The organism is Curtobacterium sp. MCBD17_035 (assembly GCF_003234815.2).
Taxonomy (GTDB): Bacteria; Actinomycetota; Actinomycetes; order Actinomycetales; family Microbacteriaceae; genus Curtobacterium.
In genome coordinates this window covers 2095396-2120158 of sequence record NZ_CP126279.1, presented here as the reverse complement: position 1 = coordinate 2120158, position 24763 = coordinate 2095396, and the positions used below count along the sequence as shown (strand labels likewise).

The following is a 24763-nucleotide window of genomic DNA, read 5'->3' as shown; positions in this document are numbered from 1 at the left end:
GCGGTGCCCCCGCGCAGCGCCCGTGCGGCGCCGCACGGCCACGACGTGCCCCCCGCGGACGACTACGACGTCGTCGTGATCGGGGCCGGCCCTGCCGGGCTCAGCGCCGCGCTCAACCTCGTGCGCGCGCGCAGGCGGGTGCTGCTCGTGGACGCCAACCGCCCGCGGAACGCGGCGACGCTGCGGTCGCACGGGTTCCTCACCCGTGACGGTGTGTCGCCCCTCGAGCTCCGGAAGCTCGGTCGCGAGGAGGTCGAGGCCTACCCCGAGGCGACGGTCACGCAGGCGGTGGTGGATGAGGTCCACGCGGACGCTGGCGGCTGGGTGGTCTCGGGCGCCTGGCGGGGAACGCCCCTCGCGGCGCGTGGTGCGGCCGTCGTCGTGGCGACGGGACTCCGCGAGAGCTTCCCGAGCCTCCCGAGCCTCCGTGCGTACTACGGGACGAGCGTGCACAGCTGCGTGGAGTGCGACGCGTACGAGAAGGCCGGGCAGCCGCTGGCGTTGATCGGGGAGACCGACGACCTGGCGGAGCGCGCGCTCGTGTTGGCGGCGTGGACGGACGACCTCGTCGTGTTCACGAACGGCGTGGGCCGTCTGTCGGAGGACGACCGCGCTCGCCTCCATGCCGCCGGGGTGGGTGTGGAGGACCGGGCGATCGCCGACCTCGAGGGCGGACGTGATGGACTGACGGGCGTCCGGCTCGTCGACGGCGTCGTGGTCCCGCGCGTCGCCGGCTTCGTGCGACCCCGGTGGCACGTCGACCTCGACTTCCTCGACACGCGGCTGGACCACGACGAGGACGGGTTCGTCGTGGTCGACCGGCACGGCCGGACGGGTGTCCCGGGACTGTACGCCGTGGGCGATGTCACCCCGCCCGGCCCCGAGCAGCTCATCGTCGCGGCTGGCGCCGGCGCCGTGACGGCCGCTGCCGTCCATCGTGACCTCGTCCGTGGTCTTCGGCCTGCTCGGGATGCTGTACAGTAGACACTCGGTTCCGGACACCACGGAACCAGGGTCCGAGGCTGCCTCGTGACCAGTGGGGTATGGTGTAATTGGCAACACGGCTGATTCTGGTTCAGTTGTTCTTGGTTCGAGTCCAGGTACCCCAGCAGCGAGCAGGCCCCCGAGCGATCGGGGGCCTGCTGCTTTTCCGGGGAACAGTCGCGAGCGCCCGGCGGGCGTGCCGGCCCGTCGACGGCACGATCTCCTGGGGCGAGCGGGAGGGACGGTGCCGCCACCGTCCCTCCCGCGCCGGGCGTCGCGCTCGGCCGTTCCGGTCAGCGGTACGTCGCACCCTGTCCGTAGAGGCTCTGCGTGAGTGCTGACACGTACGCGCTGTCGTCACCGTCGGGCAGGTCGTACGTCATGAACACGCCGTAGTGCTCAGCCTCGGTCCGTCGTGCGAGCGCCTGCGCGGTCGCGATCGGGGTGCTCTGGATGTCGACGGCGGCGGGGGAGAGCCGCGACTTCGGCAGGCCGGGTGTCGCCGGGGCGCTGTAGGTGCCGTAGTAGGGGTTCCAGGCGTAGTCGAGCTTCGAGCCGATGCGCGGGCTCGAAGCGTCGAGGCTGGTCGATGCCGGGCCGATGTCGTAGAACGAGAGCAGCTTGTGCGGCAGGTCCGCCCGGAGCGCCGAGATGAGCCAGCCGATCGACTGCGCGTTGGGCTGCGGCGTGCCGTTCACGCCGTAGTCCGAGTACTCGTCGTCGAGGTCGATGCCGTCGAGCCGGTACTTCGTGACGACGTCGCGGACCTGCCGTGCGAAGTCCGCGGCGGCGGCGGGTGTGGAGAAGTTCGCGATGCCGGCGCCCTCGTGGTTGCCGAGGATGGACAGCTCGACCTTGATCCCCTTCGCCTGCAGGGGCCGGATCTGCGTGGCGGCCTGGTCGAGCGTCGCCTGCACGTTGGCGTTGAGCGACAGCTGCGCCTTCGTGCCGTCGTCGTCGATGTTCGCGGCGAAGATGATCCCGATGTCGAACGCGTTCGCCCCGTCGGCGAGCGTGTAGCGGCCGACGTTCGCGAGCTGGTCGTTGTTGACCTCGACGTACGCGACGCTGGTCGGGCCGTGCTTGACGGCGTGGTGCTGCTGATGTCCGTGGTCCGGACGGCCTGCCGTCGCCGCGTCCGCAGCGGACGGTGCGAGCGGCACGGCCGCAAGCGTGATGGCGGCCGCGGCCCCGATGCACCATCGCCTGGTGCTCCTGGGGGTGACGGTCCCGCGGGTCCCGGTGGTGGTGGTGGTCCTGCGCATGGCACTCCTCGTCGAGTGGGGTGGGTGGCGGTGTTCTTCGCCGTGGACCGAGCGTGGATGACTGAAGCGCTTCAGTCAACCCCGCACCAGCCTCGTCCTCGGAGTCGGGCCGGCGTCCAGCGGGTTGATAACGATGTGGTGTCGCGACGCCCCGAGCGGGTGCGCGCCTCCCCCTTCCGGGGGTACCGTCCCGAACCAGCGGGCAATGAGGCCTGCTCAGGCGTGTCGCCTGCGATCTCAACGAGGAGACGACAGTGGACAGGACACGAGGGAAGCTGCGCATCGTCTGTGCGGCCGGCGTCGCGGTGATCGGACTGACGTTGGCCGGGTGTTCGAGCGGCGGTTCCGGCTCGAGTTCGGGTGGCGGCGACGCGGCCTCGGGCCAGACCAGCCGCGGGCCGATCACGTACGTGCAGGGCAAGGACAACTCGAACGTCGTCCGCCCGCTCATCGCCAAGTGGAATGCCGCGCACCCGGACGAGAAGGTGACGTTCAAGGAGCAGTCCGACCAGGCCGACCAGCAGCACGACGACCTGGTGCAGCACTTCCAGGCGAAGGACTCGGGGTACGACGTCGTCGACGTCGACGTCGTGTGGACGGCCGAGTTCGCGGCGAAGGGCTGGCTGACGCCGCTCACGGGGAAGATGCGGATCGACACCTCGAAGCTGCTCGCACCGACGGTGAAGACGGCGACGTACAACAACACGCTGTACGCCGCACCGCAGACATCGGACGGCGCGCTCCTGTACTACCGCAAGGACCTCGTGACGACGCCGCCGACGACGTGGTCGGCCATGATGCAGGACTGCTCGATCGCCGAGCGGGCCGGGATCGGGTGCTACGCGGGTCAGTTCGCCAAGTACGAGGGTCTCACGGTGAACACCTCCGAGGCGATCAACGGTGCCGGTGGATCGGTGCTCGCGAAGGACGGTTCGACACCGACGCTCGACACCGCGAAGGCCCGGGCAGGCCTGCAGAACCTCGTCACCGCGTTCAAGGACGGCGACATCCCCGCCGAGGCGATCACGTACCAGGAGGAACAGGGACGCCAGGCGTTCGAGTCCGGCAAGCTGCTGTTCCTGCGCAACTGGCCGTACGTGTACAACCTCGCGAAGACCGATGGTTCGTCGACGGTCAAGGACACGTTCGGGATCGCGCCGATCCCGGGCGCGGACGGCATCGGATCGTCGACGCTCGGTGGTCACAACGCCGCGATCAGCGTGTACTCGAAGCACAAGGCGACCGCGCATGACTTCCTCGAGTTCCTCGAGTCGAACGAGACCCAGAAGTTCTTCGCGACGCAGGGGTCCCTCGCGCCCGTCGTCGGGAGCCTCTACACGGATCCGGCCCTGACGTCGAAGCTGCCGTACCTGCCCACGCTGCTCACCTCGATCAAGAGCGCCGAACCCCGTCCGGTGACGCCGTACTACCCCGCGGTCACGAAGGCGATCCAGGACAACGCGTACGCCGCGCTCAAGGGCTCGAAGTCGGTGCAGCAGGCACTCAAGGACATGCAGGCCGCGGTCAAGTCGGCGTCGAACTCGAACTGACCCTCCAGGTCCTCCCGACCGACGGACGGGAGGCGCGGTGACGGAGCCGCGCCGCGCCTCCCGTGCGTTCCGTCCGGAGACCGGTACGAAGCGACACCAGGCGAGGAGGCCATCGTGTCAGCAGCAACAGAGATCCCGGCCGCGATCCCGGCCCCGTCGGGCATGGAACCACGACGTCGGGGACGGAGCGGTCTCAACGCCGCGCACGGCCGGTGGGCCGTCTGGCTCATCGGCCCGACCCTGCTCCTGCTCGCGATCGTCATCGGGTACCCGGTGGTGAGCGCGATCGTGCAGTCGTTCCAGAACGACGCCGGCCTGGACAAGGCGACCGGGATGTTCGTCAGCGGCGGCTTCGCCGGTGTCGCCAACTACGTGCACTGGCTCGGACAGCGGTGCGGCACCGGTGGGAGCGCGGTCGCGTGTCCGCCCGGCAGCCTCGGCGCGACGTTCTGGACGTCGTTCGGCAACACGTTCTTCTTCACCGCGGTGACGGTCGTATTCGAGACCGTGATCGGGGTGTGGATGGCGATCATCATGAACCGACCGTTCACCGGGCGGGCGCTGGTCCGGGCCGCGGTGCTCGTTCCGTGGGCGATCCCGACCGCCGTGACGGCCAAGCTCTGGTACTTCATCTTCGACGTCAACGGCGTTCTCAACCAGGTACTCGGGACCCACGTGCTTTGGACGAGCGGGGAGTGGTCGTCGCGGTTCGCGATCGTCATCGCCGACACGTGGAAGACGACCCCGTTCATGGCGCTGCTCATCCTCGCGGGCCTGCAGCTCATCCCCGAGGAGGTCTACGAGGCCGGCAAGGTGGACGGTGCCACGACGGTCCAGCGGTTCCTCCACATCACGCTGCCCCTCGTCCGCCCGGCCCTCATGGTGGCCGTGCTGTTCCGGGTGCTCGACGCGCTGCGCCTGTACGACCTCCCGGCGATCCTCACGGGCGGCGGCGGGGGATCGGGGAACGCCACCACGACGCTCTCGATCCTCGTCGTCGAGCAGATCCGACAGGGGTTCAACTCCGCGTCGGCCCTGTCGACGATCACGTTCCTCGTGATCTTCGCCGTGGCGTTCCTGTTCGTCCGCTTCCTCGGTGCGAACGTCGTGCAGACGCAGGCCGCGCAGCAGAAGGGTGAACTCCGATGACCATCGCAGCGCCACGGGCCCGCGCCGCCGTCCGCGATCGCGACACGACCACCTCGACCATCCGGGTCGAGCGGCACCGAGGTCCTGCGATCCGGACGGGCATCAGCGCCGCCGTGATCGTCATCTGGTGCCTCCTGCCCTTCTACTGGATGGTCGTCACGTCGTTCCGCGACGTCGGCTTCACGTTCGACGCGACGCCGTGGCCCACCCACGTGACGCTGGAGAACTACCGGACGGCGTTCTCCACCGGACTCGGCAACCACCTGGGACGCGCCCTCGGCAACAGCCTCGTCATCGGTGGGACCGTGACGGTGATCGCGTTGCTCGTCGGGACGAGTGCCGGCTACGCGTTGGCCCGACTCGAGTTCCGCGGCAAGTCGGTGATCGCCGGCGCGATCCTGGCCGCGTCCATGTTCCCCGGCGTGGCGCTCATCTCGCCCCTGTTCCAGCTGTTCACGGACCTCGGTTGGATGGGCACCTACCAGGCCCTGATCCTGCCGAGCATCTCGTTCGTGCTGCCGCTGACGGTCTACACGCTCACCTCGTTCTTCCGCGAGATGCCGTGGGACCTCGAGGAGGCTGCGCGGATCGACGGCTGCACGCGGATCCAGGCGTTCCGACGGGTCATCCTGCCGCTCGCCGCTCCCGCGGTCTTCACGACGGCGATCCTGGCGTTCATCTCGTCGTGGAACGAGTACCTCATCTCGAGTCAGCTCTCGAGCGACCGGACACAGCCGGTGACGGTGGCGATCGCGAGCTTCGCCGGCAGCCAGCCCCACCAGGAGCCGTACACGGCGGTCATGGCCGCGGGCACGATCGTCACGATCCCGCTCGTGATCCTCGTGCTCGTCTTCCAGCGTCGGATCGTCGCCGGTCTGACGGCCGGTGGCGTCAAGGGCTGATCGTGGCGCGCATGCGGCCGCCGCGGCCCACGGACACGACCGACACGTTGATCGGGTTCAGTGGGTTCTTCGGCGCGGTCCTCCTCGTCGTGACGATCACATGCGAGCTCACCGGGCGGTCCGCGCTCGGATGGGCGCTCGCGTTGCTCGTCGTCGTCGCGCTCGTCGCGGCTCTGCTGCATCGGCGCGCGGCGCTCGTCCGCCGGACCGGCGGGCACGACGGACGGGAGGCCTCCCATGACGTCGGCGGGAGCGGCTGACGGATCGCGACCGCGCGCGGTCAGGACCCGAGGGTGCCGCCGGGCCGGTGCGGTGCCTCCCGGCTGACCGCACCCCGCGCAGCGAGCGCCGCGTCGAGCGCCAACGCGTCCCAGGGTGCGTGGCGCTCGGCGTCGTTGTCGAAGTAGACGAACGTGTCCCGCCCGGCGAGGAGGTGTTCCTCGACCCGGTGCGCCCACTGCCCGGTCGCGTGCTCGTCGTAGCCGCTGTGGTAGACCTCTGGACTGCCGTGCAGGCGCAGGTACGCGAAGTCGGTCGTCGGCTCGTCGAAGCGGGGCCAGGCCGTACCGGCGTCGCTGTCCACCAACGCCACCCGGTGCCGGCGGAGCACCGCGAGGTGGTCCGGCGTCACGGCGGCGGGGGCGCGGACCTCGAGCGCGTGACGGATGACCCGCTCGCCCGGCGTGCCGTCCCCGGATCGACCGTCACCGTCGCCGTCGGAACCGAGCACGCTGTCCGACGCGCGCACCTTCGCGTCGTGGTCGTCGGCGAGCGCCCGTGCGGCGTCGAAGGTCGTGGGCAGCTGGTCGAGGAATGCGTCGAGGACGTCGGGGGTGGGGGCGAAGGCCGCGGGGAGCTGCCAGAGGATGGGCCCGAGCCGGTCCTCGAGCTCGAGGACGCCCGACGCCATGAAGTTCGCGAGCGCCGTGTGCACGTTCCGCAGGTGCAGCATGTGGGTGAGGTAGCGCCCGCCCTTCACGGCGAAGACGAAGCCGTCGGGGACGGCGTGCCGCCACGCCTGGTACCGCTCGGGGCGCTGCAGCGAGTAGAACGAGCCGTTGAGCTCCACGGTCGGGAACCGATCGCCGACGTACTCGAGCCAGCGGCGCTTGGCGAGGCGCTGCGGGTAGAAGTCGCCCCGCCAGCCGTCGTACTGCCACCCGGAGAGCCCGACGCGGGCGACGGCGCCCGTCGGAGGGGCGCCGGCGGACCGGGCGAGCGCGCGACGGTCGGTGCCCCCGATGATGGCGGCGCCCCCGATGCGCCCTTCGCCCTCGATGGACTCGGCGCGGTCGTCGGGGTCGGGCATCGCCCCACGGTATGCCCCGGCGCCGGGCCGACACACCGACGGCCGCTCGTTTTGCGTCGTGACCCGGACCTGTGTCATACTCTTCTGGTTGCCGGAACGGCCCCATCGTATAGTGGCCTAGTACGCCGCCCTCTCACGGCGGTAACGCGGGTTCGAATCCCGCTGGGGTCACGCGCACAGTGACTGCAGAACCAGCACGGCAGCCGCATGGAATCCCTCGCCCGCGGGCGGGGGATTCCGTCGTTCCGGCTTGGTACGCTCCAGGGGTCTCCGACCCGGCAGTGGGGCCTGCCGGACCCGAACCTCGCCGACCGGCCGGTCGAGCGACGACGGTCCCTGTCTCCGATCGCGCGTCCTCGACGCGCCCAGCAGATGGGAGCACCATGACCAACGCGTCCGGCGGACCGAGCGCCGCCCCCGCGTCGAGCGGTGGCAGCCTGCCGTCCGACCCTGACGTCGAGGTCGACGACACCGCGAGCGGTGCGCCGACCCGTCCGCCGCATCTCCGCTGGCCGTCCATCGGCCTCGTGGCGCTCGGCGGAGCGGTCGGGACGGCTGCGCGAGCGCTGATCACCTCGGCCCTGCCGTCCGGTCCCGCCTCGTGGCCGGTCCTCGGCATCAACGTCCTCGGCGCGTTCTGCCTCGGGCTCCTGCTCGAGGCGTTGACGCGCCGCGGTTCCGACGAGGGGCGCCGCCGATCCCTACGGCTCCTGTTCGGGACGGGCGTGCTCGGGGGCTTCACGACCTACAGCACGCTCGCGGTCGACGCGGCCACGCTGCTCCGGACCGGCCACGCGGGCACCGCGGTGGGGTACGGCCTCCTCTCGGTCGTCGCGGGGCTCGTCGCGGTCGTCGTGGGTCTGGTGGTCGCGGCGGTGACGCGCCCCGACGCCAGGGGAGCACGTCGGTGAGCACGGTCGAACTCGTGCTCGTCGCGGCCGGCGGTGGCGTCGGCGCCGTGCTCCGCTTCGTCCTCGACGGCGCCGTCAGAGCGCATTGGCCGCGCTCACTTCCCCTCGGGACGATCGTCATCAACGTGAGCGGATCGCTCGTCCTCGGGTACGTCACCGGACTCGGAACGGCCGGGCTGCTCCCGAGCCTGGTCGTCGCGACGCTCGGGACGGGCATGATGGGCGGGTACACGACGTTCTCGACGGCGAGTGTCGAGACGGTCCAGCTCGTGCGTGCCGGTCATCCGTGGCTCGCGCTGCTGAACGGGATCGGCATGCTCGTCGTCTCGGTCGGCGCCGCAGCGCTCGGCCTCCTCCTCGGAAGGAACACATGACCTCGGAACGCCCCGGTGAACTCGTCCTCGTCCGCCACGGAGAGACCGCGTGGTCGAAGAGCGGCCAGCACACCGGTAGGACGGACATCCCCCTGACGGAGAACGGCATCGAACAGGCGAAGCGCGCGGGGCGGTTCCTCGCCGATCGCGACTTCGCCCTCGCGCTGTCGAGCCCGCTCGAGCGAGCGCGCGAGACCGCGCGGCTCGTCGGCGTCGACGCCGAGCCGGACGAGGACCTGTTCGAGTGGGACTACGGCGCGTACGAGGGACTGACCACGCCGCAGATCAAGGTGCAGCGGCACGGGCCCTGGGACCTCTGGACCGACGGCGTCCCCGCCGGCGACACCCCTGGTGAGAACGCCGCCGAGGTCCGGGTCCGGGCCGAACGGGTGCTCGACCGGGCGCGACCGGTGCTCGCCGAGGGGCAGGACGCGATCTTCGTCGCGCACGGGCACGTGCTCCGCGCGATCGGTGCGGCCTGGATCCGACTCGCGCCGCAGGACGGCGCAGTCCTCGCGCTCTCGACCGCCTCGGTCAGCGTGCTCGGCTACGAACACGGCCGCCCGGTGATCGACCACTGGAACGTCCAGCCGGGATAGGCCCGACGGCCGGGAGGGACGGAGCGGACCGTCCCTCCCGGCCGTCGAACCGTCGGCCCCGGTGCCGGGAGTGCCGCGCTGTCGTTCCCCGGCCCTCCCAGCCGTCGGACGGCTCCCGGCCGTCAGACGGTGCGGATCGCGCTCGTCGCACCGAGGGGCCGGCCACGGCGACGCTCGACGGCGCGCCCGGCCAGGAGCAGGAGGACGCTCACGGCCGCCCCGAGCGCGGTCTGCACGATCCGCTCGACCGCGAGACGCTCGGGTGCCTCGGGGAGGCTGAGCCACGAGACGGCGAGGGCGAGCGGCGTGAGGAACAGCAGGCAGACCGCGTAGTTCCGCGCGACGAAGATCTCGGCCCAGAACTGGCCGAGCACCGCGATGAGGACGATCCACCAGTCCGTCGGGTGCAGGAGCAGGACGCCGACGGCGACCACGGTGCCGCCGATGGTGCCGACCACCCGCTGCACAGCGCGCTGGATCGTGTGCCGCTGCCGGAGCGCGGGGAGCGTCGACACGACCGCCACCACCGCCCAGTACGGGTGTCCCAGCCCCGTTGCCTCGCCGACCGCGCCGGCGACGAGCGCGCCGACCAGGTTGAGGCCGACGGTCTCCCACAGGGCGGGATTCCGCAGCACGGCGAAGGACCGGCGTCGTGGCTCGACGAAGGGTCGGAACAGGTGGCGCATCGACTCGCCCCACACGGCCCGGGCGAGGAACCCGCCCATCGACACCACCCAGGCGAACGCCACGGCGCCGAGGACGATCCCGACCACGCCCGGCAGCTGGGCCGGGGTCACCGGTACGAGCGAGCAGACGACGAACGCGAACACGGGGAAGATGGGCTGCGCGGGGATCGCCTGGAGGACCGAGAGCGTGCCGACGGCCACCACGAGGACGACCGCGAGTCCGACCGCGTCGGCCCAGAGCGGCGCCCCGGTCATGCTCATCGCGACGCCGGCGAGCATGCACGCGGCCTGCAGCAGGCCCGCGGTGGTGACGGTGACGACGCGTCGTCCGTAGGGCTCCCGCGCGCCCGGGATCGCGGCGAACCCGGCGAAGAGCGCGAAGGCGGCGTAGCCCGACAGACCGGAACCGATGAGCACGGCGAGCGGGACCCCGCCGGCCACGGCGGCCCGTGCCGCTCCCTCGATGTTGATCGTGCGGGCGGAGTGGGGCGGTCGTTCGGTCGTCGTCATGTCCTGTCCATCATCCCACCGGGCGTGCTGGGGGAGGACGGCCGGACGACGCGCGAGACGGAGAAGAACGACAGGTGTCGTCCTGCTGGTATACCACTCCGCGCCAGCATGCGGATCGGACCGGGAATGGACGTTCGAGGCCCGTGGTTGCGGGCATCCACGGGCCTCGGAGGGCCCGGACGCGAGCGTAGACTCGCTGGACCCGGCGCCCGCCGGGCCCGCGACACGCGGGACGCGCACCTCGCTCGGGGTGCGCGGACGACCCGGTCGCCGTCCGACAGGACAGGCGACCACACGCATGGGAGGCACGAGGTCATGGGCAGGACGCTCGCCGAGAAGGTGTGGGACGACCACGTCGTGGTCAAGGGCGAGGACGGCACCCCCGACCTCCTCTACATCGACCTCCACCTCGTGCACGAGGTCACGAGTCCGCAGGCGTTCGACGGCCTCCGCCAAGCCGGGAGGCCCGTCCGCCGCCCCGACCTCACCATCGCCACCGAGGACCACAACACGCCGACGCTCGCGATCGACCGTCCGATCGCCGACCCGACGAGCCGGACGCAGATCGAGACCCTGCGGCGCAACTGCGCGGAGTTCGGTGTCCGGCTGCACCCGCTCGGGGACGCCGAGCAGGGGATCGTGCACGTCGTCGGACCGCAGCTCGGCCTCACCATGCCCGGCATCACCGTCGTGTGCGGCGACTCGCACACCTCGACCCACGGCGCCTTCGGGGCCATGGCGTTCGGGATCGGCACGAGCGAGGTCGAGCACGTCCTCGCCACCCAGACGCTGCCGCTCAAGCCCTTCAAGACCATGGCGATCACCGTCGAGGGGACGCTGCGCCCCGGTGTCACGGCGAAGGACGTCATCCTCGCCGTGATCGCGCAGATCGGCACCGGCGGTGGTCAGGGCTACGTCCTCGAGTACCGCGGCAGCGCGATCCGGGCGCTCTCGATGGAAGGCCGGATGACGATCTGCAACATGTCGATCGAAGCCGGTGCACGCGCCGGGATGGTCGCACCCGACCAGACGACCTACGACTACCTCCGCGGACGGGCGCACGCCCCGAGCGGGCAGGACTGGGACGACGCCGTCGCCTACTGGGACACGCTGGCGACGGACGACGACGCCGTGTTCGACGCCGAGGTGTTCATCGACGCCGACGAGCTCGAGCCGTTCGTGACGTGGGGGACGAACCCCGGTCAGGGCGTCTCGCTGTCGGCGACCGTGCCCTCGCCGGCCGACTTCGCCGACGCCAACGCCCGTGCAGGCGCCGAACGGGCGCTCGAGTACATGGACCTCACCCCCGGCACCCCGATGAAGGCGATCCCCGTCGACGCGGTGTTCATGGGCTCCTGCACGAACTCGCGCATCGAGGACCTCCGCGCGTTCGCCTCGATCGTCCGCGGTCGGACCAAGGCCGAGGGCGTCCGGGTCATGGTGGTGCCGGGGTCCGCGCGGGTCCGCCTCGAGGCCGAGGCCGAGGGCCTCGACCAGGTGTTCCTCGACTTCGGCGCGGAGTGGCGGTTCGCCGGCTGCTCCATGTGTCTCGGCATGAACCCCGACCAGCTCGCCCCCGGCGAGCGATGTGCGTCCACGTCGAACCGCAACTTCGAGGGGCGCCAGGGCAAGGGCGGCCGGACACACCTCGTGTCACCGCTCGTCGCCGCGGCCACCGCCGTCCGGGGCACGCTGTCGAGCCCGTGGGACCTCGAGGAGGACGACGCGCGGCGTGCCGTGGACGAGGTCACGCCGGTCGGTGTCGCCGCTGGCCGCACGACCGTCGCCGACGCCGAGGCCGGCGTCGCGCAGCCCGAGGAGGAACACTGATGGACAAGCTCTCGGTCGTGACCGGCGTGGCGGCACCGCTGCGTCGGGCGAACGTCGACACCGACCAGATCATCCCGGCCGTCTACCTCAAGCGGGTGACGAAGACGGGCTTCGAGGACGCCCTGTTCGCCGCCTGGCGGCAGGATCCCGAGTTCGTCATCAACCGTCCCGAGTACCAGGGTGCGTCCGTGCTCGTCGCCGGTCCGGACTTCGGCACGGGGTCGAGCCGGGAGCACGCGGTGTGGGCGCTCCGGGACTTCGGGTTCCGGGTGGTCGTCTCGCCGCGGTTCGCGGACATCTTCCGCGGCAACGCCGGCAAACAGGGGCTGCTGACCGCCGTGGTCACCGAGTCCGACGTCGAGCGGATCTGGGCGGCGATCGATGCCGCGCCCGGAGTCGAGGCGACGGTCGACCTCGTCGCGCAGCGCGTGTCGGTGGGTGATGTGGACGTCCCGTTCGAGATCGACGCATACACTCGATGGCGGTTGATGGAAGGGCTCGACGACATCGGGCTCACCCTCCGCGACGAACCGTCGATCACGGAGTTCGAATCCCGCCGCGCCTCGTGGCGGCCCGAGACATTGCCGGTGAAGTAAGTGAACTCTCTCGTACAGGACGCAGCGGCTGCAGGCGCTCGCGTCGGTCTCAAGTCGGACGAGATCGTCATCCGCGGCGGCAAGCCGCTCGTGGGACGCATCGAGGTCCGCGGCGCGAAGAACCTCGCGACCAAGGCGATGGTGGCCGCGCTGCTGGGCGACACACCCTCGATCCTCCGCGACGTGCCGGACATCAGCGACGTCAAGGTCGTCCGGGGCCTGCTCGAGGTGCACGGCGTCCGGATCAGCGATCCTGCCCGTGGCGAGCTCATCCTCGACCCCTCGAACGTCGAGAGCGCGCACTTCGCCGAGATCGACGCCCACGCCGGGTCGAGCCGCATCCCGATCCTGTTCTGCGGTCCGCTGCTCCACAAGCTCGGCGAGGCGTTCATCCCCGACCTCGGCGGTTGCCGCATCGGCGACCGCCCGATCGACTTCCACCTCGACGCGCTCCGCGCGATGGGCGCCGTCGTGGACAAGCAGGTCGCCGGCATCCACCTCGAGGCACCGAACGGTCTCAAGGGCGCGAACATCGAACTGCCGTACCCGAGCGTCGGCGCGACCGAGCAGGTGCTCCTCAGCGCCGTGCTGGCCGAGGGTGTCACCGAGCTGCGGAACGCCGCGATCGAGCCCGAGATCATGGACCTCATCGCGATCCTGCAGAAGATGGGCGCCGTCGTCTCCGTCGAGCCGAACCGGACGATCTTCATCGAGGGCGTCGAGAAGCTGCGCGGGTACACGCACCGGGCGATCAACGACCGCAACGAGGCCGCCAGCTGGGCCGCCGCCGCACTCGCCACGAACGGTGACATCTTCGTCGAGGGTGCCAAGCAGCAGGACCTCATGACCTTCCTCAACGTCTTCCGCAAGGTGGGCGGCGGGTTCGACATCCAGGAGGACGGCATCCGCTTCTACCGCGAGGTCGAGGTGCTCAAGCCCGTCGTCATCGAGACCGACGTCCACCCCGGGTTCATGACGGACTGGCAGCAGCCGCTCGTCGTGGCACTGACGCAGGCCGAGGGCCGCAGCGTGGTGCACGAGACCGTGTACGAGAACCGGTTCGGGTTCACGGACGCGCTCAACGAGATGGGTGCGGACATCGTCGTGCACAAAGAGGGACTGCCCGGCCACGACCGTCGAGTCGCTCGTCGTCCCTTCGAGCAGGCCGCGGTGATCACCGGACCCACGCCGCTGCACGGCGCGAACGTGCGCGTGCCCGACCTCCGGGGCGGGTTCAGCCACCTCATCGCCGCGCTCACCGCCAGCGGTGAGTCGCACATCACGAACGTCGGCATCATCAGCCGTGGGTACGAGCACTTCATCCCGAAGCTCCGCAAGCTCGGCGCGGACTTCGACTTTGCCGGGTGAGGGCGCGGTGCCGGACAACGGCACGGGGTCGACGAGCGGGCAGCAGGGCGGCGGGCGCGAGGTCGTCACCGCCGGCCTGCCCACCCCGGGACGGCGGTTCCACCGGGGCGACCTGAACGGTGCGTTCCGGGTCGTCGCGTCGATCGTCATCCCGATGATCCGGGTCGCTGCGCGGTTCCGGTGGCACGGGAGCACGCGGCTGCCGGCCGAGGGCCCGTTCATCGTCGCGCCGAACCACTACACGAACATCGACCCGCTCGTCGTCGGCACGGTCGTGTGGCTGCACCGTCGACTCCCGCAGTACCTCGCGAAGGCCTCGCTGTTCCGGGTCCCGGTGCTCGGGTATTTCATGCGCGGCATGGGCAACGTCCCCGTCGAGCGCTCCGGGCGGACCCGCGGCAGCGACCCGCTCACCGGTGGTCGTGCCCTCGTGGCGGGCGGCGGCGGTCTCATCGTCTACCCCGAGGGCACGCTCACGCGCGACCCGGACCTCTGGCCCATGCGCGGGAAGACCGGCGCGGTCCGACTCGCGCTCGAGAACGACGTCCCGCTCATCCCCATGGCGCACTGGGGCACCCAGCGCATCATGCCGCGGTACGGGCGCACGCTCCGGCTCTTCCCGCCGTCGCGCGTGGACGTCGCGATCGGCGAGCCGCTCGACCTCTCCGCGTACCGGGGACGTCCGCTCGACCAGCACCTGTTGCAGCAGGCGACCGCCGAGCTCATGCAGGCGATCACCGCGCTCGTCGAGGAGCTGCGCGGCGAGCGTGCACCCGCCGAGCGGTGGGACCCGGCAGCGAACAACCAGAAGGAGACCGGCCGCTTTGCCTGACGCGCCCGACCATCCAGGCCGCGGCGCGGTCGACACCGCCGCCATCAACGTCGTCCTCCGTCGCGCCGAGTCGCGACGGGTCGCCGTGCTGGGCGCGGGGAGCTGGGGCACCACGTTCGCCAAGGTGCTCGCGGAGGGCGGGGCCGACGTCGTGCTCTGGGCGCGTCGACCCGAGGTCGCGCGCGAGATCACCGAGACGAAGCGGAACTCCGACTACCTGCCCGGCATCAACCTCCCGCGCACGCTGACCGCCTCGGACCACCTCGACCGCGTGCTCGACGGCGCCGAGCAGGTCTACGTGTCGGTGCCCAGTCAGAGCCTGCGCGCGAACCTCGAGGCGGTCCGGACACTGCTGCCCGTCGAGGCGCCCGTCGTGAGCCTCATGAAGGGCGTCGAGAAGGGCACGGGCCTCCGGATGAGCGAGGTCCTCCAGCAGGGCCTCGACATCGATCCGGATCGGATCGCGGTGGCGTCCGGCCCGAACCTCGCACTCGAGATCGCACGACGACAGCCGACGGCGGCCGTCGTGTCGTCGACGAGCACCGACACCGCGACCGCCGTCGCGGCGACCGCCACGAACCCGTACTTCCGGTCGTTCATCAACACCGACGTCATCGGCACCGAGTTCGGCGGCGTGCTCAAGAACCTCATCGCGGTGGCCATCGGCATCGTCGACGGTGTCGGCTACGGCGAGAACACGAAGGCGTCGATCATCACCCGCGGCCTCGCGGAGATGACCGGGTTCGCGGTCGCCAACGGTGCGCGCCCCGAGACGCTCGCCGGTCTCGCCGGGCTCGGCGACCTCATCGCGACGTGCCAGTCACCCCTGTCGCGGAACAACACCGCGGGCCGACTGCTCGGCCAGGGCTACCGATACGACGAGGTCGTCCGGCAGATGAACCAGACCGCCGAGGGTCTGGCGTCGGTCGCTCCGATCCTGGCGCTCGCCGCCGACCACGGCGTCGACATGCCCATCGTCAGCCAGGTGGGCGAGGTGCTCGCCGGTAGGCTCGACCCGCGGAACATCGCGCCGCACCTGACCGAGACCGACGAACCCCAGGGCGAGTGATCCCATGACGCAGACGACCGCCATCGACGCCCGGCCGGCCGGAGCCGGGGCTCGGACCCGTGTCGTGGTCCTGTTCGGCGGCCGCTCGAGCGAGCACGCGATCAGCTGCGTGACCGCGGGCGGGATCATGGCCGCGATGGACCGCTCGCTGTTCGACGTCGTGCCGGTCGGCATCACCCGTGCGGGCGCGTTCACGTTGCAGTCGGACGACCCGGGCGCTTGGGCCCTGCGCGGCTCCGACCTCCCCTCGGTCCCGGACAACGGCACCCGCGTGCGCTGGCCGGACTCGGTCGACTCCCGCGCCCTCGCGGTGGTGCAGGCCGACGGATCCATCACCGCGCTCGGCGACGTCGACGTCGTGTTCCCGATCCTCCACGGCCCGTTCGGCGAGGACGGCACGGTCCAGGGCCTCCTCGAGTTGGTGGGGCTGCCCTACGTGGGCGACGGCGTCCTCGCGAGCGCGGTCGGCATGGACAAGCACCTGTCGAAGGTCGTGCTCGAGCACGCCGGTCTCCGGGTGGCGCCCTGGACGACGGTCCTCCGCCGTGAATGGGACGCCGACGAGGCCGACGTCCTCGAGCGAGCGGCCGCGCACGGGTGGCCGCTGTTCGTGAAGCCCGCGCGTGCCGGGTCGAGCATGGGGGTCTCGCGGGTCGACGAGCCGGGGCAGCTCCCGGCGGCGTTCGCGACCGCGTTCGAGCACGACAGCAAGGTCATCGTCGAGCCACGCATCGTCGGGCGCGAGATCGAGGTCGCGGTGCTCGAGGGTCGCGATGGCACCCCGCGCACGAGCCTCCCGGGCGAGATCGTCGTCGACGAAGCGGGGTTCTACGACTTCGAGGCGAAGTACCTCGGCGGCGACGAGCAGCTCCGGTGTCCCGCCCCGCTGTCCCAGGACGAGACCGACGAGGTCCGTTCCATCGCCGCCCGCGCCTTCGAGGCGATCGCCGGTTCGGGCCTCGCACGGGTCGACTGCTTCCTCACGGACGACGGGTTCGTCGTCAACGAGGTCAACACCATGCCCGGGTTCACCCCGTTCTCGATGTACCCCCGATGCTGGGCCGCGTCCGGGCTGCCCTACCCGGACCTCGTCCGCGAACTCGTCGAGCTCGGGGCGGTCGCCGTCCGCTGACCGGTCGTGGCGGGTCAGCCCGCCGGGGTGGCGCTCGCCGACGGCGTGGCGGGCGCGGAGGGCGTTGCCACGTCCGAGGGGTCGAGGCACGCGTGGCCGTCCTTCGGCAGGGTCGACACGGCATCCCCGATGTCCTGCAGCACGTCGCTCGTCGCCGCCGTCGGATCGAGCGCGACCTGCACGGCGGGCGAGCGTCCGAACGTCGTGTAGACGATGGAGTCCTTCCGGGCGTCCCGGATCCAGTCGACCGATCCGAGGGTGAAGCACGGCAGGTCGGACACGGTCGGCACGGGCACGCCGCAGTGCAGGACCACGGCTGCCGGGGTGCCCCAGACGGCCGTGGACTGCGCGTTCGTGGCTCGGATCGCGAGCTTCGACTCGACGGTGGTCGGCAGGCGCACCTGGACCGCGGCGCAGGCCACGGAGTTCGCCGCCGGCGCCGGTGTCAGCGCGACGGCGTCAGCACAGCCCTCGAGGGCCGCGACGAGGCCGACCGCCAGGGCGATCGCCCCGAGTGCCCGGGGGAGTCGGCGCGAGGAGTGCATCGCCATCAGGCTACCCGAGCGGGCGGTACGGTCGGAGAGTGCACGACAGCGACGACACGGTGGGCAGCGTCGGCGAACTCGGCGTGCTCGCTCGGATCACCCGTCGGCTCCCGTCCGCCGCATCCGCCCTGCTCGGCCCGGGCGACGACTGCGCGGTCGTCACCGCGCCGGACGGACGCTTCGTCGTGACGACGGACATGATGGTGCACGGCCCGGACTTCCGGTGGGCGTGGTCCTCGCCGACGGACGTCGGTTGGAAGGCGGCCGCGACGAACCTGTCCGACGTCGCCGCGATGGGGGCGCGCCCGACCGCGTTGCTCGTGGCGTTGGCCGTGCCGCCGCAGACCCCGGTGGGCGTGCTCGAGGCCATCGCCGACGGGTTCGCGGCGGCGTGCGCCACCCTCGCCCCCGGTTGCGGCGTGGTCGGCGGCGACCTGTCGACGTCGGCGACCGCGACGGTGACGGTCACGGCGTTCGGGGACCTGGAGGGCCGGGCGCCGGTGCTCCGGTCGGGCGCACGAGCGGGTGACCAGGTCGCGGTCGCGGGTGAACTCGGCGTCGCGGCCCGGGGACTCGCGCGGCTGTTCGCGGAGGGGGTCGACGACCGCGGCGAACCGGACGCCGAACGGACCGCGGCGTTCCTGGCGGCCTCGCCCGGGGGGACGGACCCGGGCGTCGAGCGGCAGCGTCGCCCCCGTCCGCCGGTCGCCGCGGGGGTCCTCGCCGCCCAGGCCGGGGCGACCGCGATGCTCGACCTGTCCGACGGGCTGGCGATCGATGCCGGTCGCGTGGCCCGGGCCAGCGGTGTCACGATCGACCTCGACCCGTCGGTGGTCCCGGAGGGGCCGGCCCTGCACGGCGGTGAGGACCACGGACTGTTCGCGACGTTCCCACGCGGGTCGGGCCTCCCGGCCGGGTTCCGGCGGATCGGGACGGTCGTGTCGGCGGCCGGTGCGCCGGGCGTGACGCGCGGGGGCGTCCCGGTGTCGACGCAGGGGTGGGACCCGTACGTGGGCTGGGACGGCGCCGTCGGCTGACGCCAGGACGAGCGCGGTGGGCGCCGGGGTCAGTCCGTGATGTCGGGCGCGGCCTCCCACGCGACGGTGTCGCCGTACGTGCGCTTGCTCCAGGCCTGGAGCCCGTCGGGCCAGGTCGGCTGCGGCGACCTGGTGCTGCGTTCCACGACCACGAGCGCCTCCGGCCCGAGCCGGGGGACGAGGGCCGCGAGCACGGCCTGGATCTCGTCCTCGTCCACCTCGTACGGCGGGTCGATGAACACCAGGTCGAAGCGGCGACCGGTGGATCGGAGGTACCCGAGCGCGGACTGTGCGTGGACGTCGATGTGGGTGGCGCCGCCGGTCCGCCGCTGGACCGACCGGGCGTTCTCGCGGCAGGCGGCTGCCGCGGGTGCTGCGCGGTCGACGAGCACGACCTCGACCGCGCCGCGCGACGCCGCCTCGAGGCCCAGAGCGCCCGTGCCGGCGTAGAGGTCGAGCACCGCCGCGCCGGCGACGAGTCCCCGCGCGTCGAGCGAGGAGAACAGGGCCTCGCGCACACGGTCGCTCGTGGGTCGCGTGCCGGCCCGCGGCACGCGCAGCGTCGTGGAGCCAGCGGCCCCCGCGATGATCCGGGTCACGCACGACACCGTATCGGCACCAGCGGACGTCGTGCACGGCCGGGAGGCCCGGTGCATGTCGGCGGGAGCGACTACCGTTGCGACGTGGTCACCGCCAGTCCCGCGTCCGCGTCGTCCCCGGCAGTCACCCCGGACCCGCTCGACGCACGGTTGAGTGGGGTGCTCGGCGGCCGCACCGCGACGGCCTTCGAGAAGGCGTTCGGCGTCCGCACGGTGGGCGACCTGCTCGCGCACGCCCCGCGGCGGTACGCCGAGCGCGGCGCGCTGACGGCCCTCGACGAGCTCGCGGTGGGGGAGTCCGTGACCATCGTGGCCGAGGTCGTCGACGTCCGTGAACGGACGATGCGGCAGCGGCGCGGGTCCATCCTCGAGGCACGCATCGGCGACGGCAACGGCATCCTCACACTCACGTTCTTCAACCAGGGCTGGCGCGCGAAGGACCTCGTCGCGGGCGCACGCGGCATCTTCGCGGGCAAGGTGTCCGACTACCGGGGCGCACGGCAGCTCGCGCACCCCGACTACGAGCTGTTCGACGCCGACGATCCGCGGGCCACGGCCGACGCCGACGGCGAGCAGGCGATGCGCTGGTCGCGACAGCCGATCCCGATCTACCCGGCGACCTCGACGCTGTCGTCGTGGCAGATCGCCAAGGCCGTCGGGGTCGTGCTCGACACGTTGCCCGAGCTCGAGGACCCGGTGCCGTCGTCGGTGCGCGCCCGACTGGGCCTGCTCGGGCACCGGCGCGCGCTCGAGCTCCTGCACCGGCCCGAGCGGACCGCCGACTGGAAGGCCGCGCAGGACGCGCTCCGGTACCGCGAGGCCTTCGTGCTGCAGACCGCGCTCGTCCGACGGCGCCTGGCCGCACGGGCGACCGCGTCGACGCCGCGGGTCGCGGCGCCGGGTGGCGTGCTCGAGCGCTTCGACCGGCACCTCCCCTTCACGCTGACGGACGACCAGACGGCCGTCGGCGCGGAGATCGCCGCCGACCTGGCCGAGCACCACCCCATGCACCGGCTCGTGCAGGGCGAGGTCGGATCCGGCAAGACCCTCGTGGCGATCCGCGCGATGCTCACGGTGGCGGAGTCCGGCGGCCAGTCGGCGCTCATCGCACCGACGGAGGTCCTGGCGGCGCAGCACCTCCGCTCGATCGTGCGGTTCCTCGGACCGGACCTCGCCGCCGAGCTCCGGCCGGTGATCGTCACCGGTTCCCAGTCCTCCCGGGAGCGGCAGCGGGCGCTCCTCGCGGCGGCGAGCGGCGGGTCACGGCTCGTCGTCGGCACGCACGCGCTCCTCGGGGACCGGGTCGACTTCGCCGAGCTCGGCCTGGTCGTCGTCGACGAGCAGCACCGGTTCGGCGTCGAACAACGCGAGGCCCTGCGCACCAAGGGCAGGACCCCGCCGCACGTGCTCGTCCTCACCGCGACCCCGATCCCGCGCACCGTCGCCATGACGGTCTTCGGCGACCTCGACGTGTCGACGATCCAGGGGCTGCCCTCGGGGCGGGCCGGTGTCGAGACCCACACCGTCGCCCTCGCGGACCACCCGGGTTGGGAGCACCGGATCTGGACCCGGATGGCCGAGGAACTGGCGTCCGGGCGGCAGGCGTTCGTCGTGTGCCCGGCCATCGAGGACGGCTCGGTCGAGGAGGGCGAGGAAGCCGGCGACGACGCGGTCCAGGCCGACGCGGGCGCAACGGGTCCCACTCGTCGTCCCCCTGCCACCGTCCTCGGGACGGCGGAGCGGATCCGCGCGATGCCGGAGCTGCGGAACCGGCGGATCGCGGTCCTCCACGGCCGGATGCCCGCCGAGGACAAGGACGCCACCATGACCGCGTTCGCCGCCGGGGACGTCGACGTGCTCGTCGCGACGACCGTGATCGAGGTCGGCGTCGACGTCCCGAACGCCTCGATGATGGCGGTCCTCGACGCCGACCGGTTCGGGGTGTCCCAGCTGCACCAGCTCCGTGGGCGCATCGGGCGTGGCGGTCACCCGGGCGTCTGTCTGCTCGTGACGAGCGCCGAGGACGGCACACCGGCGCGCGAGCGCGTGGACGCGGTGGCCGGCTCGGACGACGGGTTCGAGCTCGCACGCGTCGACCTCGAACTCCGACGTGAGGGCGACGTGCTCGGTGAGCGACAGTCGGGCGGCCGGTCGTCGCTCACGCTCCTGCGGGTCGTGCGGGACGCCGACGTCATCGTCGACGCCCGGGGTGAGGCTGAGCGGCTGTTGACGGCGGACCCGACGCTCGAGCACCACGCCGTGCTCCGAGCCGCGCTCGACCGACGCCTCGACGAGACCGACGCGGCGTTCCTCGGCAAGAACTGACGCGGCGGCGTCGGTAGGGTCGGTCCATGCCCCAGATCGCCGTCGTCCCCGGCTCGTTCGACCCCGTCACCGTCGGGCACCTCGACGTGATCCAGCGTGCCGCCACGATCTTCGACGAGGTCCACGTCCTCGTCGTGCACAACCCGGACAAGACGAGCAGCCTCTTCGACGCCGCGGAACGGGTCCGGCTCATCGACGCCGCGCTCGACGAGGCCGGGTTGCACGACGGCGTCCGGGTGGAGTCGTGGTCCTCCGGTCTGCTCGTGGACTACTGCCGGCAGGTCGGTGCGCGCGTGATCGTCAAGGGGGTGCGGTCGAGCGCGGACGTCGCGTACGAGACACCGATGGCGGCCGTGAACCGCGACCTCGCGGGCGTCGAGACCGTGTTCGTCGTCCCCGAGCCCGGTCGCTCGCACGTGTCGAGTTCGCTCGTCCGGCAGGTCGCGTCGCTCGGTGGGGACGTCTCGCCCTACGTGCCGCGGGTCGTGGTGGAGGCCCTGGCCCAGTGACCCGGAGCGGTGACCGTCGGTGGCGGGTGCCGCCGTCCTGCGCGCACCGCACCGGGGTGCGCCGCCGCATGCTGACGCTCGCTCTCGGGCGGGATGCGCGGTAGGATCGATCCTCGTGCCTGGCTTCGTGAACACCCCGTACACCCTGCCGGTGCGTGACATCATGCACCGCCCGGGCGAGATGCGCGAGCACGTCATCGACGTCGAGCTCGCGGAACCGTTCGGTGCCGGACAGGTCGCCGTACCAGTCGGTGGGGCGCTCCACGTCGAGGTCCGACTCGAGGGGCTGCACGAGGGGATCCTGGTGTCCGGCCATGCCGACGCCGAGGCCGTCGGCGAGTGCAGCCGCTGTCTGATCGACATCACCGAGCCGGTCGAGGTCGATTTCACCGAGTTGTTCGCGTATGATGCCTCGGAGGATTCTGATCTCCAGGTTCACGATGATCACGTGGATTGTGAACCGGTGATCCGAGACGCGGTGGTGCTCGCACTGCCGTTCCGACCGGTCTGCCGACCGGACTGCCCAGGACTGGACCCGGTGACGGGTGAGCGCCTGGCGGACGTCGGCGAGCGTGTGACCCCTGAGGTCATCGACCCGCGCTGGTCCGCGCTCGCAGCACTCCGAATCGACACCACCGACCCCGACGGCGCTCGTCCTGACGCCGACAAGGAAGAGAGATAAGCCATGGCCGTTCCCAAGCGCAAGAAGTCCCGCGCCAACACGCACGCCCGCCGCTCGCAGTGGAAGGCGGCGCCCGTCGCGCTCGTGAAGACCGTCGAGAACGGCAAGGTCACCTACAGCCTCCCGCACCGCGCCAAGGTCGTCGAGGACAGCGCCGGCACCGCGCTCTACATGGAGTACAAGGGCCGCAAGGTCGCCGACGTCTGATCGAGGCGGATCAGTGCGTGCAGCGTCCGGTTCCCGTGGGTCGACCCCCGCGGAGTCGGACGCTGCACGTCTGCTGGCCGTCCTCGACGTCGACGTCGACCCGGATCTCGTCGATCTGGCGTTGACGCATCGCTCGTTCGCCTACGAGCACGGGGGCATCGCGCACAACGAGCGACTCGAGTTCCTCGGTGACTCGATCCTCGGGCAGGCCGTGACGGTCAAGCTCTACCGCGACTACCCGGATCTGGACGAGGGCGAGCTCGCCAAGCGACGCGCGAGTCTCGTGTCGACCGTCGCCCTCGCCGAGATCGCCCGCATCATCGGCCTCGGCGCCTTCCTCAAGCTCGGTCGCGGCGAGGAGCTCACGGGCGGCCGGGACAAGTCGTCGATCCTGGCCGACACGGTCGAGGCCGTCATCGGCGCGACCTACCTGTCCGCGGGGCCGGACGTCGCCACCGCGCTCGTGCTGCGCCTCGTGGAGCCCCTGCTCGTCGACCCCGACCGCTTCGGCGCGGCGATGGATCCGAAGACGAGCCTGCAGGAACTGGCGTCGGCACGGTCCCTCGGTAACCCCGCGTACCGGGTCACCGAAGAGGGCCCCGACCACGACAAGACCTTCCACGCCACCGTGGTGCTCATGGGCGAGGACATCGCGAGCGGTACCGGATCGAGCAAGAAGAACGCCGAGATGGCCGCGGCGCTCGGCGCGTGGACGCGACTGTCCGGCCGCGGCGAGGAATCGGTCGACCTCCTCGCGGCGGACGGCCCCGACGCCGGCACGGGTGACGCCCGCTAGTGCCCGAACTCCCCGAGGTCGAGGTCGTCCGGGCGGGCCTCGAACCGGCCGTCACGGGCGCCCGCGTGCTCCACGTCCAGGTCGTCGACGAGCGCGCTCTGACGCGACACCGGGGCCCGGCCGAGGACTTCGTCGCCCGCCTGACCGGGCGCACCGTGCAGGCCGCCGTGCGGCGCGGCAAGTTCCTGTGGATGCCGCTCGACGACGTCGGCGCGGGTCCCGAGGCCCTCGTGGCGCACCTCGGCATGAGCGGTCAGATCCTGCTCGGTCGGGACCGCCCGGCCGCTCGGCACCGAAGGGTGGTCCTCGCGGTGCAGCCCGCGGGCCGGACCGCCGACGGCCTCGTCGAGCCGCCGGTCGAGCTCGAGTTCGTCGACCAGCGGACCTTCGGTTCGATGGCGGTCGACGCGACCGTCCCGACCGTCGACAGCGCACCCGCGGGGCACGCGGGTGCCGCCGACCAGGCGGATCCCGACGGGGCGTGGCGACGGCGGATCCCGACGCAGGTGTCGCACATCGCACGGGACCCCCTCGACCCCGCGTTCGACGACGCGCGGTTCGTCGCGCTCGCGCACCGGCGGCACAGCGGCATCAAACGGGTGCTGCTCGACCAGGGTGTGGTCAGCGGGATCGGCAACATCTACGCGGACGAGAGCCTGTGGGCGGCCCGGCTGCACCACGACCGCCCCGCCGACGCATTGAGCCGGCGCGCGCTGACCGGCCTGCTCGACGAGGTGCGCGCGGTGCTCCGCCGGGCGCTCGAGGACGGCGGCACGAGCTTCGACGCCCAGTACGTCAACGTGAACGGGCAGTCCGGGTACTTCTCCCAGCGGCTGGCCGTGTACGGGCGACAAGGTCAGCCGTGCCCCCGCTGCGGGGCGACGATCGTGCGCGAGGCGTTCATGAACCGCTCGAGCCACCGCTGCCCCGTGTGCCAGCGTCGGCCGCGGTCGCGCCTGGGCTAGCCTGTGCCCACCGATCGCGCGAGCATGGAAGG

The 24763-nt window shown here is 71.8% G+C and carries 26 protein-coding genes and 2 tRNA genes; 23 read left to right on the top strand and 5 right to left on the bottom strand.

The features are described from left to right. Positions 1–45: 45 nt before the first annotated feature. A complete protein-coding gene (locus DEI93_RS10030) occupies positions 46–984 on the top strand; it encodes an NAD(P)/FAD-dependent oxidoreductase (RefSeq protein WP_111120189.1) in 939 nt (312 codons plus the stop codon). Positions 985–1037: 53 nt separating this feature from the next. After that, positions 1038–1109: transfer RNA gene (locus DEI93_RS10025), tRNA-Gln, on the top strand. 168 nt (positions 1110–1277) lie between these two features. Here the strand turns inward: DEI93_RS10025 and DEI93_RS10020 are convergent. Continuing rightward, positions 1278–2249, bottom strand: coding sequence for an endo-beta-N-acetylglucosaminidase H (locus tag DEI93_RS10020; RefSeq protein ID WP_111120183.1), 972 nt, complete (start codon positions 2247–2249; stop codon positions 1278–1280). A gap of 254 nt (positions 2250–2503) precedes the next feature. Between DEI93_RS10020 and DEI93_RS10015 the strand changes: the two genes are divergently transcribed. The 4 genes from DEI93_RS10015 to DEI93_RS10000 all read left to right on the top strand — a co-directional run bounded on the left by DEI93_RS10015 (position 2504) and on the right by DEI93_RS10000 (position 6110). Then, entirely contained in the window at positions 2504–3799 is a 1296-nt protein-coding gene (locus tag DEI93_RS10015) for an ABC transporter substrate-binding protein (RefSeq protein WP_258372288.1), read from the top strand. Between the two features lie 162 nt (positions 3800–3961). Continuing rightward, the gene (locus tag DEI93_RS10010) at positions 3962–4948 is read left to right on the top strand and encodes a carbohydrate ABC transporter permease (RefSeq protein WP_111013701.1); all 987 of its coding nucleotides are present in this window, start codon (positions 3962–3964) and stop codon (positions 4946–4948) included. Further along, positions 4945–5850: a carbohydrate ABC transporter permease gene (locus DEI93_RS10005; RefSeq protein WP_111009319.1), complete on the top strand. Its 906-nt coding sequence runs from the start codon at positions 4945–4947 to the stop codon at positions 5848–5850. Before DEI93_RS10010 ends, DEI93_RS10005 begins: the two co-directional genes overlap by 4 nt. A gap of 11 nt (positions 5851–5861) precedes the next feature. Further along, positions 5862–6110: a hypothetical protein gene (locus tag DEI93_RS10000; RefSeq protein WP_111009318.1), complete on the top strand. Its 249-nt coding sequence runs from the start codon at positions 5862–5864 to the stop codon at positions 6108–6110. Between the two features lie 20 nt (positions 6111–6130). On the opposite strand, the gene DEI93_RS09995 is transcribed toward DEI93_RS10000, so the two are convergent. Beyond that, positions 6131–7159 carry a DUF72 domain-containing protein gene (locus DEI93_RS09995; RefSeq protein WP_111120182.1) on the bottom strand — a complete coding sequence of 343 codons (1029 nt, stop codon included), beginning with the start codon at positions 7157–7159 and terminating at the stop codon, positions 6131–6133. Positions 7160–7257: 98 nt separating this feature from the next. Between DEI93_RS09995 and DEI93_RS09990 the strand changes: the two genes are divergently transcribed. The 4 genes from DEI93_RS09990 (at position 7258) to DEI93_RS09975 (ending at position 9043) form a co-directional block, all read left to right on the top strand. After that, a tRNA-Glu gene (locus DEI93_RS09990) sits at positions 7258–7330 on the top strand. 212 nt (positions 7331–7542) lie between these two features. Beyond that, a complete protein-coding gene (locus DEI93_RS09985) occupies positions 7543–8070 on the top strand; it encodes a fluoride efflux transporter FluC (RefSeq protein ID WP_111120181.1) in 528 nt (175 codons plus the stop codon). Continuing rightward, positions 8067–8444, top strand: a complete 378-nt coding sequence (locus DEI93_RS09980) for a fluoride efflux transporter FluC (protein WP_111009315.1) — start codon at positions 8067–8069, stop codon at positions 8442–8444. The genes DEI93_RS09985 and DEI93_RS09980 overlap by 4 nt, the downstream gene beginning before the upstream one ends. Next, complete coding sequence (locus DEI93_RS09975) at positions 8441–9043, top strand: histidine phosphatase family protein (protein WP_111009314.1); 603 nt, start codon at positions 8441–8443, stop codon at positions 9041–9043. Before DEI93_RS09980 ends, DEI93_RS09975 begins: the two co-directional genes overlap by 4 nt. 122 nt (positions 9044–9165) lie before the next feature. On the opposite strand, the gene DEI93_RS09970 is transcribed toward DEI93_RS09975, so the two are convergent. Beyond that, positions 9166–10239, bottom strand: coding sequence for an FUSC family protein (locus tag DEI93_RS09970; protein WP_111120180.1), 1074 nt, complete (start codon positions 10237–10239; stop codon positions 9166–9168). A 315-nt stretch (positions 10240–10554) separates the two neighbouring features. Between DEI93_RS09970 and leuC the strand changes: the two genes are divergently transcribed. From leuC to DEI93_RS09940, 6 genes are read left to right on the top strand one after another with little or no spacing between them, the layout of a single operon-like run. Next, positions 10555–12069: a 3-isopropylmalate dehydratase large subunit gene (gene leuC, locus DEI93_RS09965; protein ID WP_111013705.1), complete on the top strand. Its 1515-nt coding sequence runs from the start codon at positions 10555–10557 to the stop codon at positions 12067–12069. Beyond that, positions 12069–12665: a 3-isopropylmalate dehydratase small subunit gene (gene leuD, locus DEI93_RS09960; protein ID WP_111027139.1), complete on the top strand. Its 597-nt coding sequence runs from the start codon at positions 12069–12071 to the stop codon at positions 12663–12665. Before leuC ends, leuD begins: the two co-directional genes overlap by 1 nt. After that, positions 12666–14033: a UDP-N-acetylglucosamine 1-carboxyvinyltransferase gene (gene murA, locus DEI93_RS09955; protein ID WP_111009310.1), complete on the top strand. Its 1368-nt coding sequence runs from the start codon at positions 12666–12668 to the stop codon at positions 14031–14033. A gap of 7 nt (positions 14034–14040) precedes the next feature. Next, positions 14041–14865, top strand: a complete 825-nt coding sequence (locus tag DEI93_RS09950; protein ID WP_258368495.1) for a lysophospholipid acyltransferase family protein — start codon at positions 14041–14043, stop codon at positions 14863–14865. Positions 14866–14908: 43 nt separating this feature from the next. After that, positions 14909–15934: an NAD(P)H-dependent glycerol-3-phosphate dehydrogenase gene (locus DEI93_RS09945; RefSeq protein ID WP_111009379.1), complete on the top strand. Its 1026-nt coding sequence runs from the start codon at positions 14909–14911 to the stop codon at positions 15932–15934. A gap of 4 nt (positions 15935–15938) precedes the next feature. Then, positions 15939–17066: a D-alanine--D-alanine ligase family protein gene (locus DEI93_RS09940; RefSeq protein WP_111120179.1), complete on the top strand. Its 1128-nt coding sequence runs from the start codon at positions 15939–15941 to the stop codon at positions 17064–17066. A gap of 14 nt (positions 17067–17080) precedes the next feature. On the opposite strand, the gene DEI93_RS09935 is transcribed toward DEI93_RS09940, so the two are convergent. Then, positions 17081–17611, bottom strand: coding sequence for a DUF3515 family protein (locus tag DEI93_RS09935; protein ID WP_181435320.1), 531 nt, complete (start codon positions 17609–17611; stop codon positions 17081–17083). Positions 17612–17649: 38 nt separating this feature from the next. On the opposite strand from DEI93_RS09935, the gene thiL reads away from it, so the two are divergent. After that, the gene (gene thiL, locus DEI93_RS09930; protein WP_111120178.1) at positions 17650–18648 is read left to right on the top strand and encodes a thiamine-phosphate kinase; all 999 of its coding nucleotides are present in this window, start codon (positions 17650–17652) and stop codon (positions 18646–18648) included. A gap of 29 nt (positions 18649–18677) precedes the next feature. Here the strand turns inward: thiL and rsmD are convergent, their stop codons facing one another. Further along, positions 18678–19247: a 16S rRNA (guanine(966)-N(2))-methyltransferase RsmD gene (rsmD, locus tag DEI93_RS09925; RefSeq protein ID WP_111009306.1), complete on the bottom strand. Its 570-nt coding sequence runs from the start codon at positions 19245–19247 to the stop codon at positions 18678–18680. 84 nt (positions 19248–19331) lie between these two features. Here rsmD and DEI93_RS09920 point away from each other — a divergent pair, with 84 nt between their 5' ends. The 6 genes from DEI93_RS09920 (at position 19332) to mutM (ending at position 24731) form a co-directional block, all read left to right on the top strand. Continuing rightward, positions 19332–21572, top strand: coding sequence for an ATP-dependent DNA helicase RecG (locus DEI93_RS09920; RefSeq protein WP_111120177.1), 2241 nt, complete (start codon positions 19332–19334; stop codon positions 21570–21572). Between the two features lie 26 nt (positions 21573–21598). Next, complete coding sequence (coaD, locus tag DEI93_RS09915) at positions 21599–22081, top strand: pantetheine-phosphate adenylyltransferase (RefSeq protein ID WP_111120176.1); 483 nt, start codon at positions 21599–21601, stop codon at positions 22079–22081. Between the two features lie 181 nt (positions 22082–22262). Continuing rightward, entirely contained in the window at positions 22263–22763 is a 501-nt protein-coding gene (locus tag DEI93_RS09910) for a YceD family protein (protein WP_258368494.1), read from the top strand. Positions 22764–22766: 3 nt separating this feature from the next. Then, positions 22767–22970 (top strand): 50S ribosomal protein L32, encoded by a 204-nt coding sequence (gene rpmF, locus DEI93_RS09905; RefSeq protein ID WP_111009303.1) that lies wholly within the window; start codon positions 22767–22769, stop codon positions 22968–22970. 70 nt (positions 22971–23040) lie between these two features. After that, entirely contained in the window at positions 23041–23766 is a 726-nt protein-coding gene (rnc, locus tag DEI93_RS09900) for a ribonuclease III (protein WP_258368504.1), read from the top strand. Next, positions 23766–24731: a bifunctional DNA-formamidopyrimidine glycosylase/DNA-(apurinic or apyrimidinic site) lyase gene (gene mutM / locus DEI93_RS09895; protein ID WP_111120175.1), complete on the top strand. Its 966-nt coding sequence runs from the start codon at positions 23766–23768 to the stop codon at positions 24729–24731. The genes rnc and mutM overlap by 1 nt, the downstream gene beginning before the upstream one ends. Positions 24732–24763: the final 32 nt, after the last annotated feature.

Bases quoted from the DNA above. Each gene is read 5' to 3' on its own strand.
- DEI93_RS09985 (WP_111120181.1), top strand. From the start codon at position 7,543: ATGACCAACGCGTCCGGCGGACCGAGCGCCGCCCCCGCGTCGAGCGGT.
- DEI93_RS10005 (WP_111009319.1), top strand. From the start codon at position 4,945: ATGACCATCGCAGCGCCACGGGCCCGCGCCGCCGTCCGCGATCGCGAC.
- DEI93_RS09970 (WP_111120180.1), bottom strand. From the start codon at position 10,239: ATGACGACGACCGAACGACCGCCCCACTCCGCCCGCACGATCAACATC.
- leuD (WP_111027139.1), top strand. From the start codon at position 12,069: ATGGACAAGCTCTCGGTCGTGACCGGCGTGGCGGCACCGCTGCGTCGG.
- coaD (WP_111120176.1), top strand. From the start codon at position 21,599: ATGCCCCAGATCGCCGTCGTCCCCGGCTCGTTCGACCCCGTCACCGTC.
- leuC (WP_111013705.1), top strand. From the start codon at position 10,555: ATGGGCAGGACGCTCGCCGAGAAGGTGTGGGACGACCACGTCGTGGTC.
- DEI93_RS09940 (WP_111120179.1), top strand. From the start codon at position 15,939: ATGACGCAGACGACCGCCATCGACGCCCGGCCGGCCGGAGCCGGGGCT.
- DEI93_RS09935 (WP_181435320.1), bottom strand. From the start codon at position 17,611: ATGCACTCCTCGCGCCGACTCCCCCGGGCACTCGGGGCGATCGCCCTG.
- DEI93_RS09975 (WP_111009314.1), top strand. From the start codon at position 8,441: ATGACCTCGGAACGCCCCGGTGAACTCGTCCTCGTCCGCCACGGAGAG.
- DEI93_RS10010 (WP_111013701.1), top strand. From the start codon at position 3,962: ATGGAACCACGACGTCGGGGACGGAGCGGTCTCAACGCCGCGCACGGC.
- DEI93_RS10020 (WP_111120183.1), bottom strand. From the start codon at position 2,249: ATGCGCAGGACCACCACCACCACCGGGACCCGCGGGACCGTCACCCCC.
- DEI93_RS10000 (WP_111009318.1), top strand. From the start codon at position 5,862: ATGCGGCCGCCGCGGCCCACGGACACGACCGACACGTTGATCGGGTTC.
- rpmF (WP_111009303.1), top strand. From the start codon at position 22,767: ATGGCCGTTCCCAAGCGCAAGAAGTCCCGCGCCAACACGCACGCCCGC.
- DEI93_RS09910 (WP_258368494.1), top strand. From the start codon at position 22,263: ATGCGCGAGCACGTCATCGACGTCGAGCTCGCGGAACCGTTCGGTGCC.
- DEI93_RS09995 (WP_111120182.1), bottom strand. From the start codon at position 7,159: ATGCCCGACCCCGACGACCGCGCCGAGTCCATCGAGGGCGAAGGGCGC.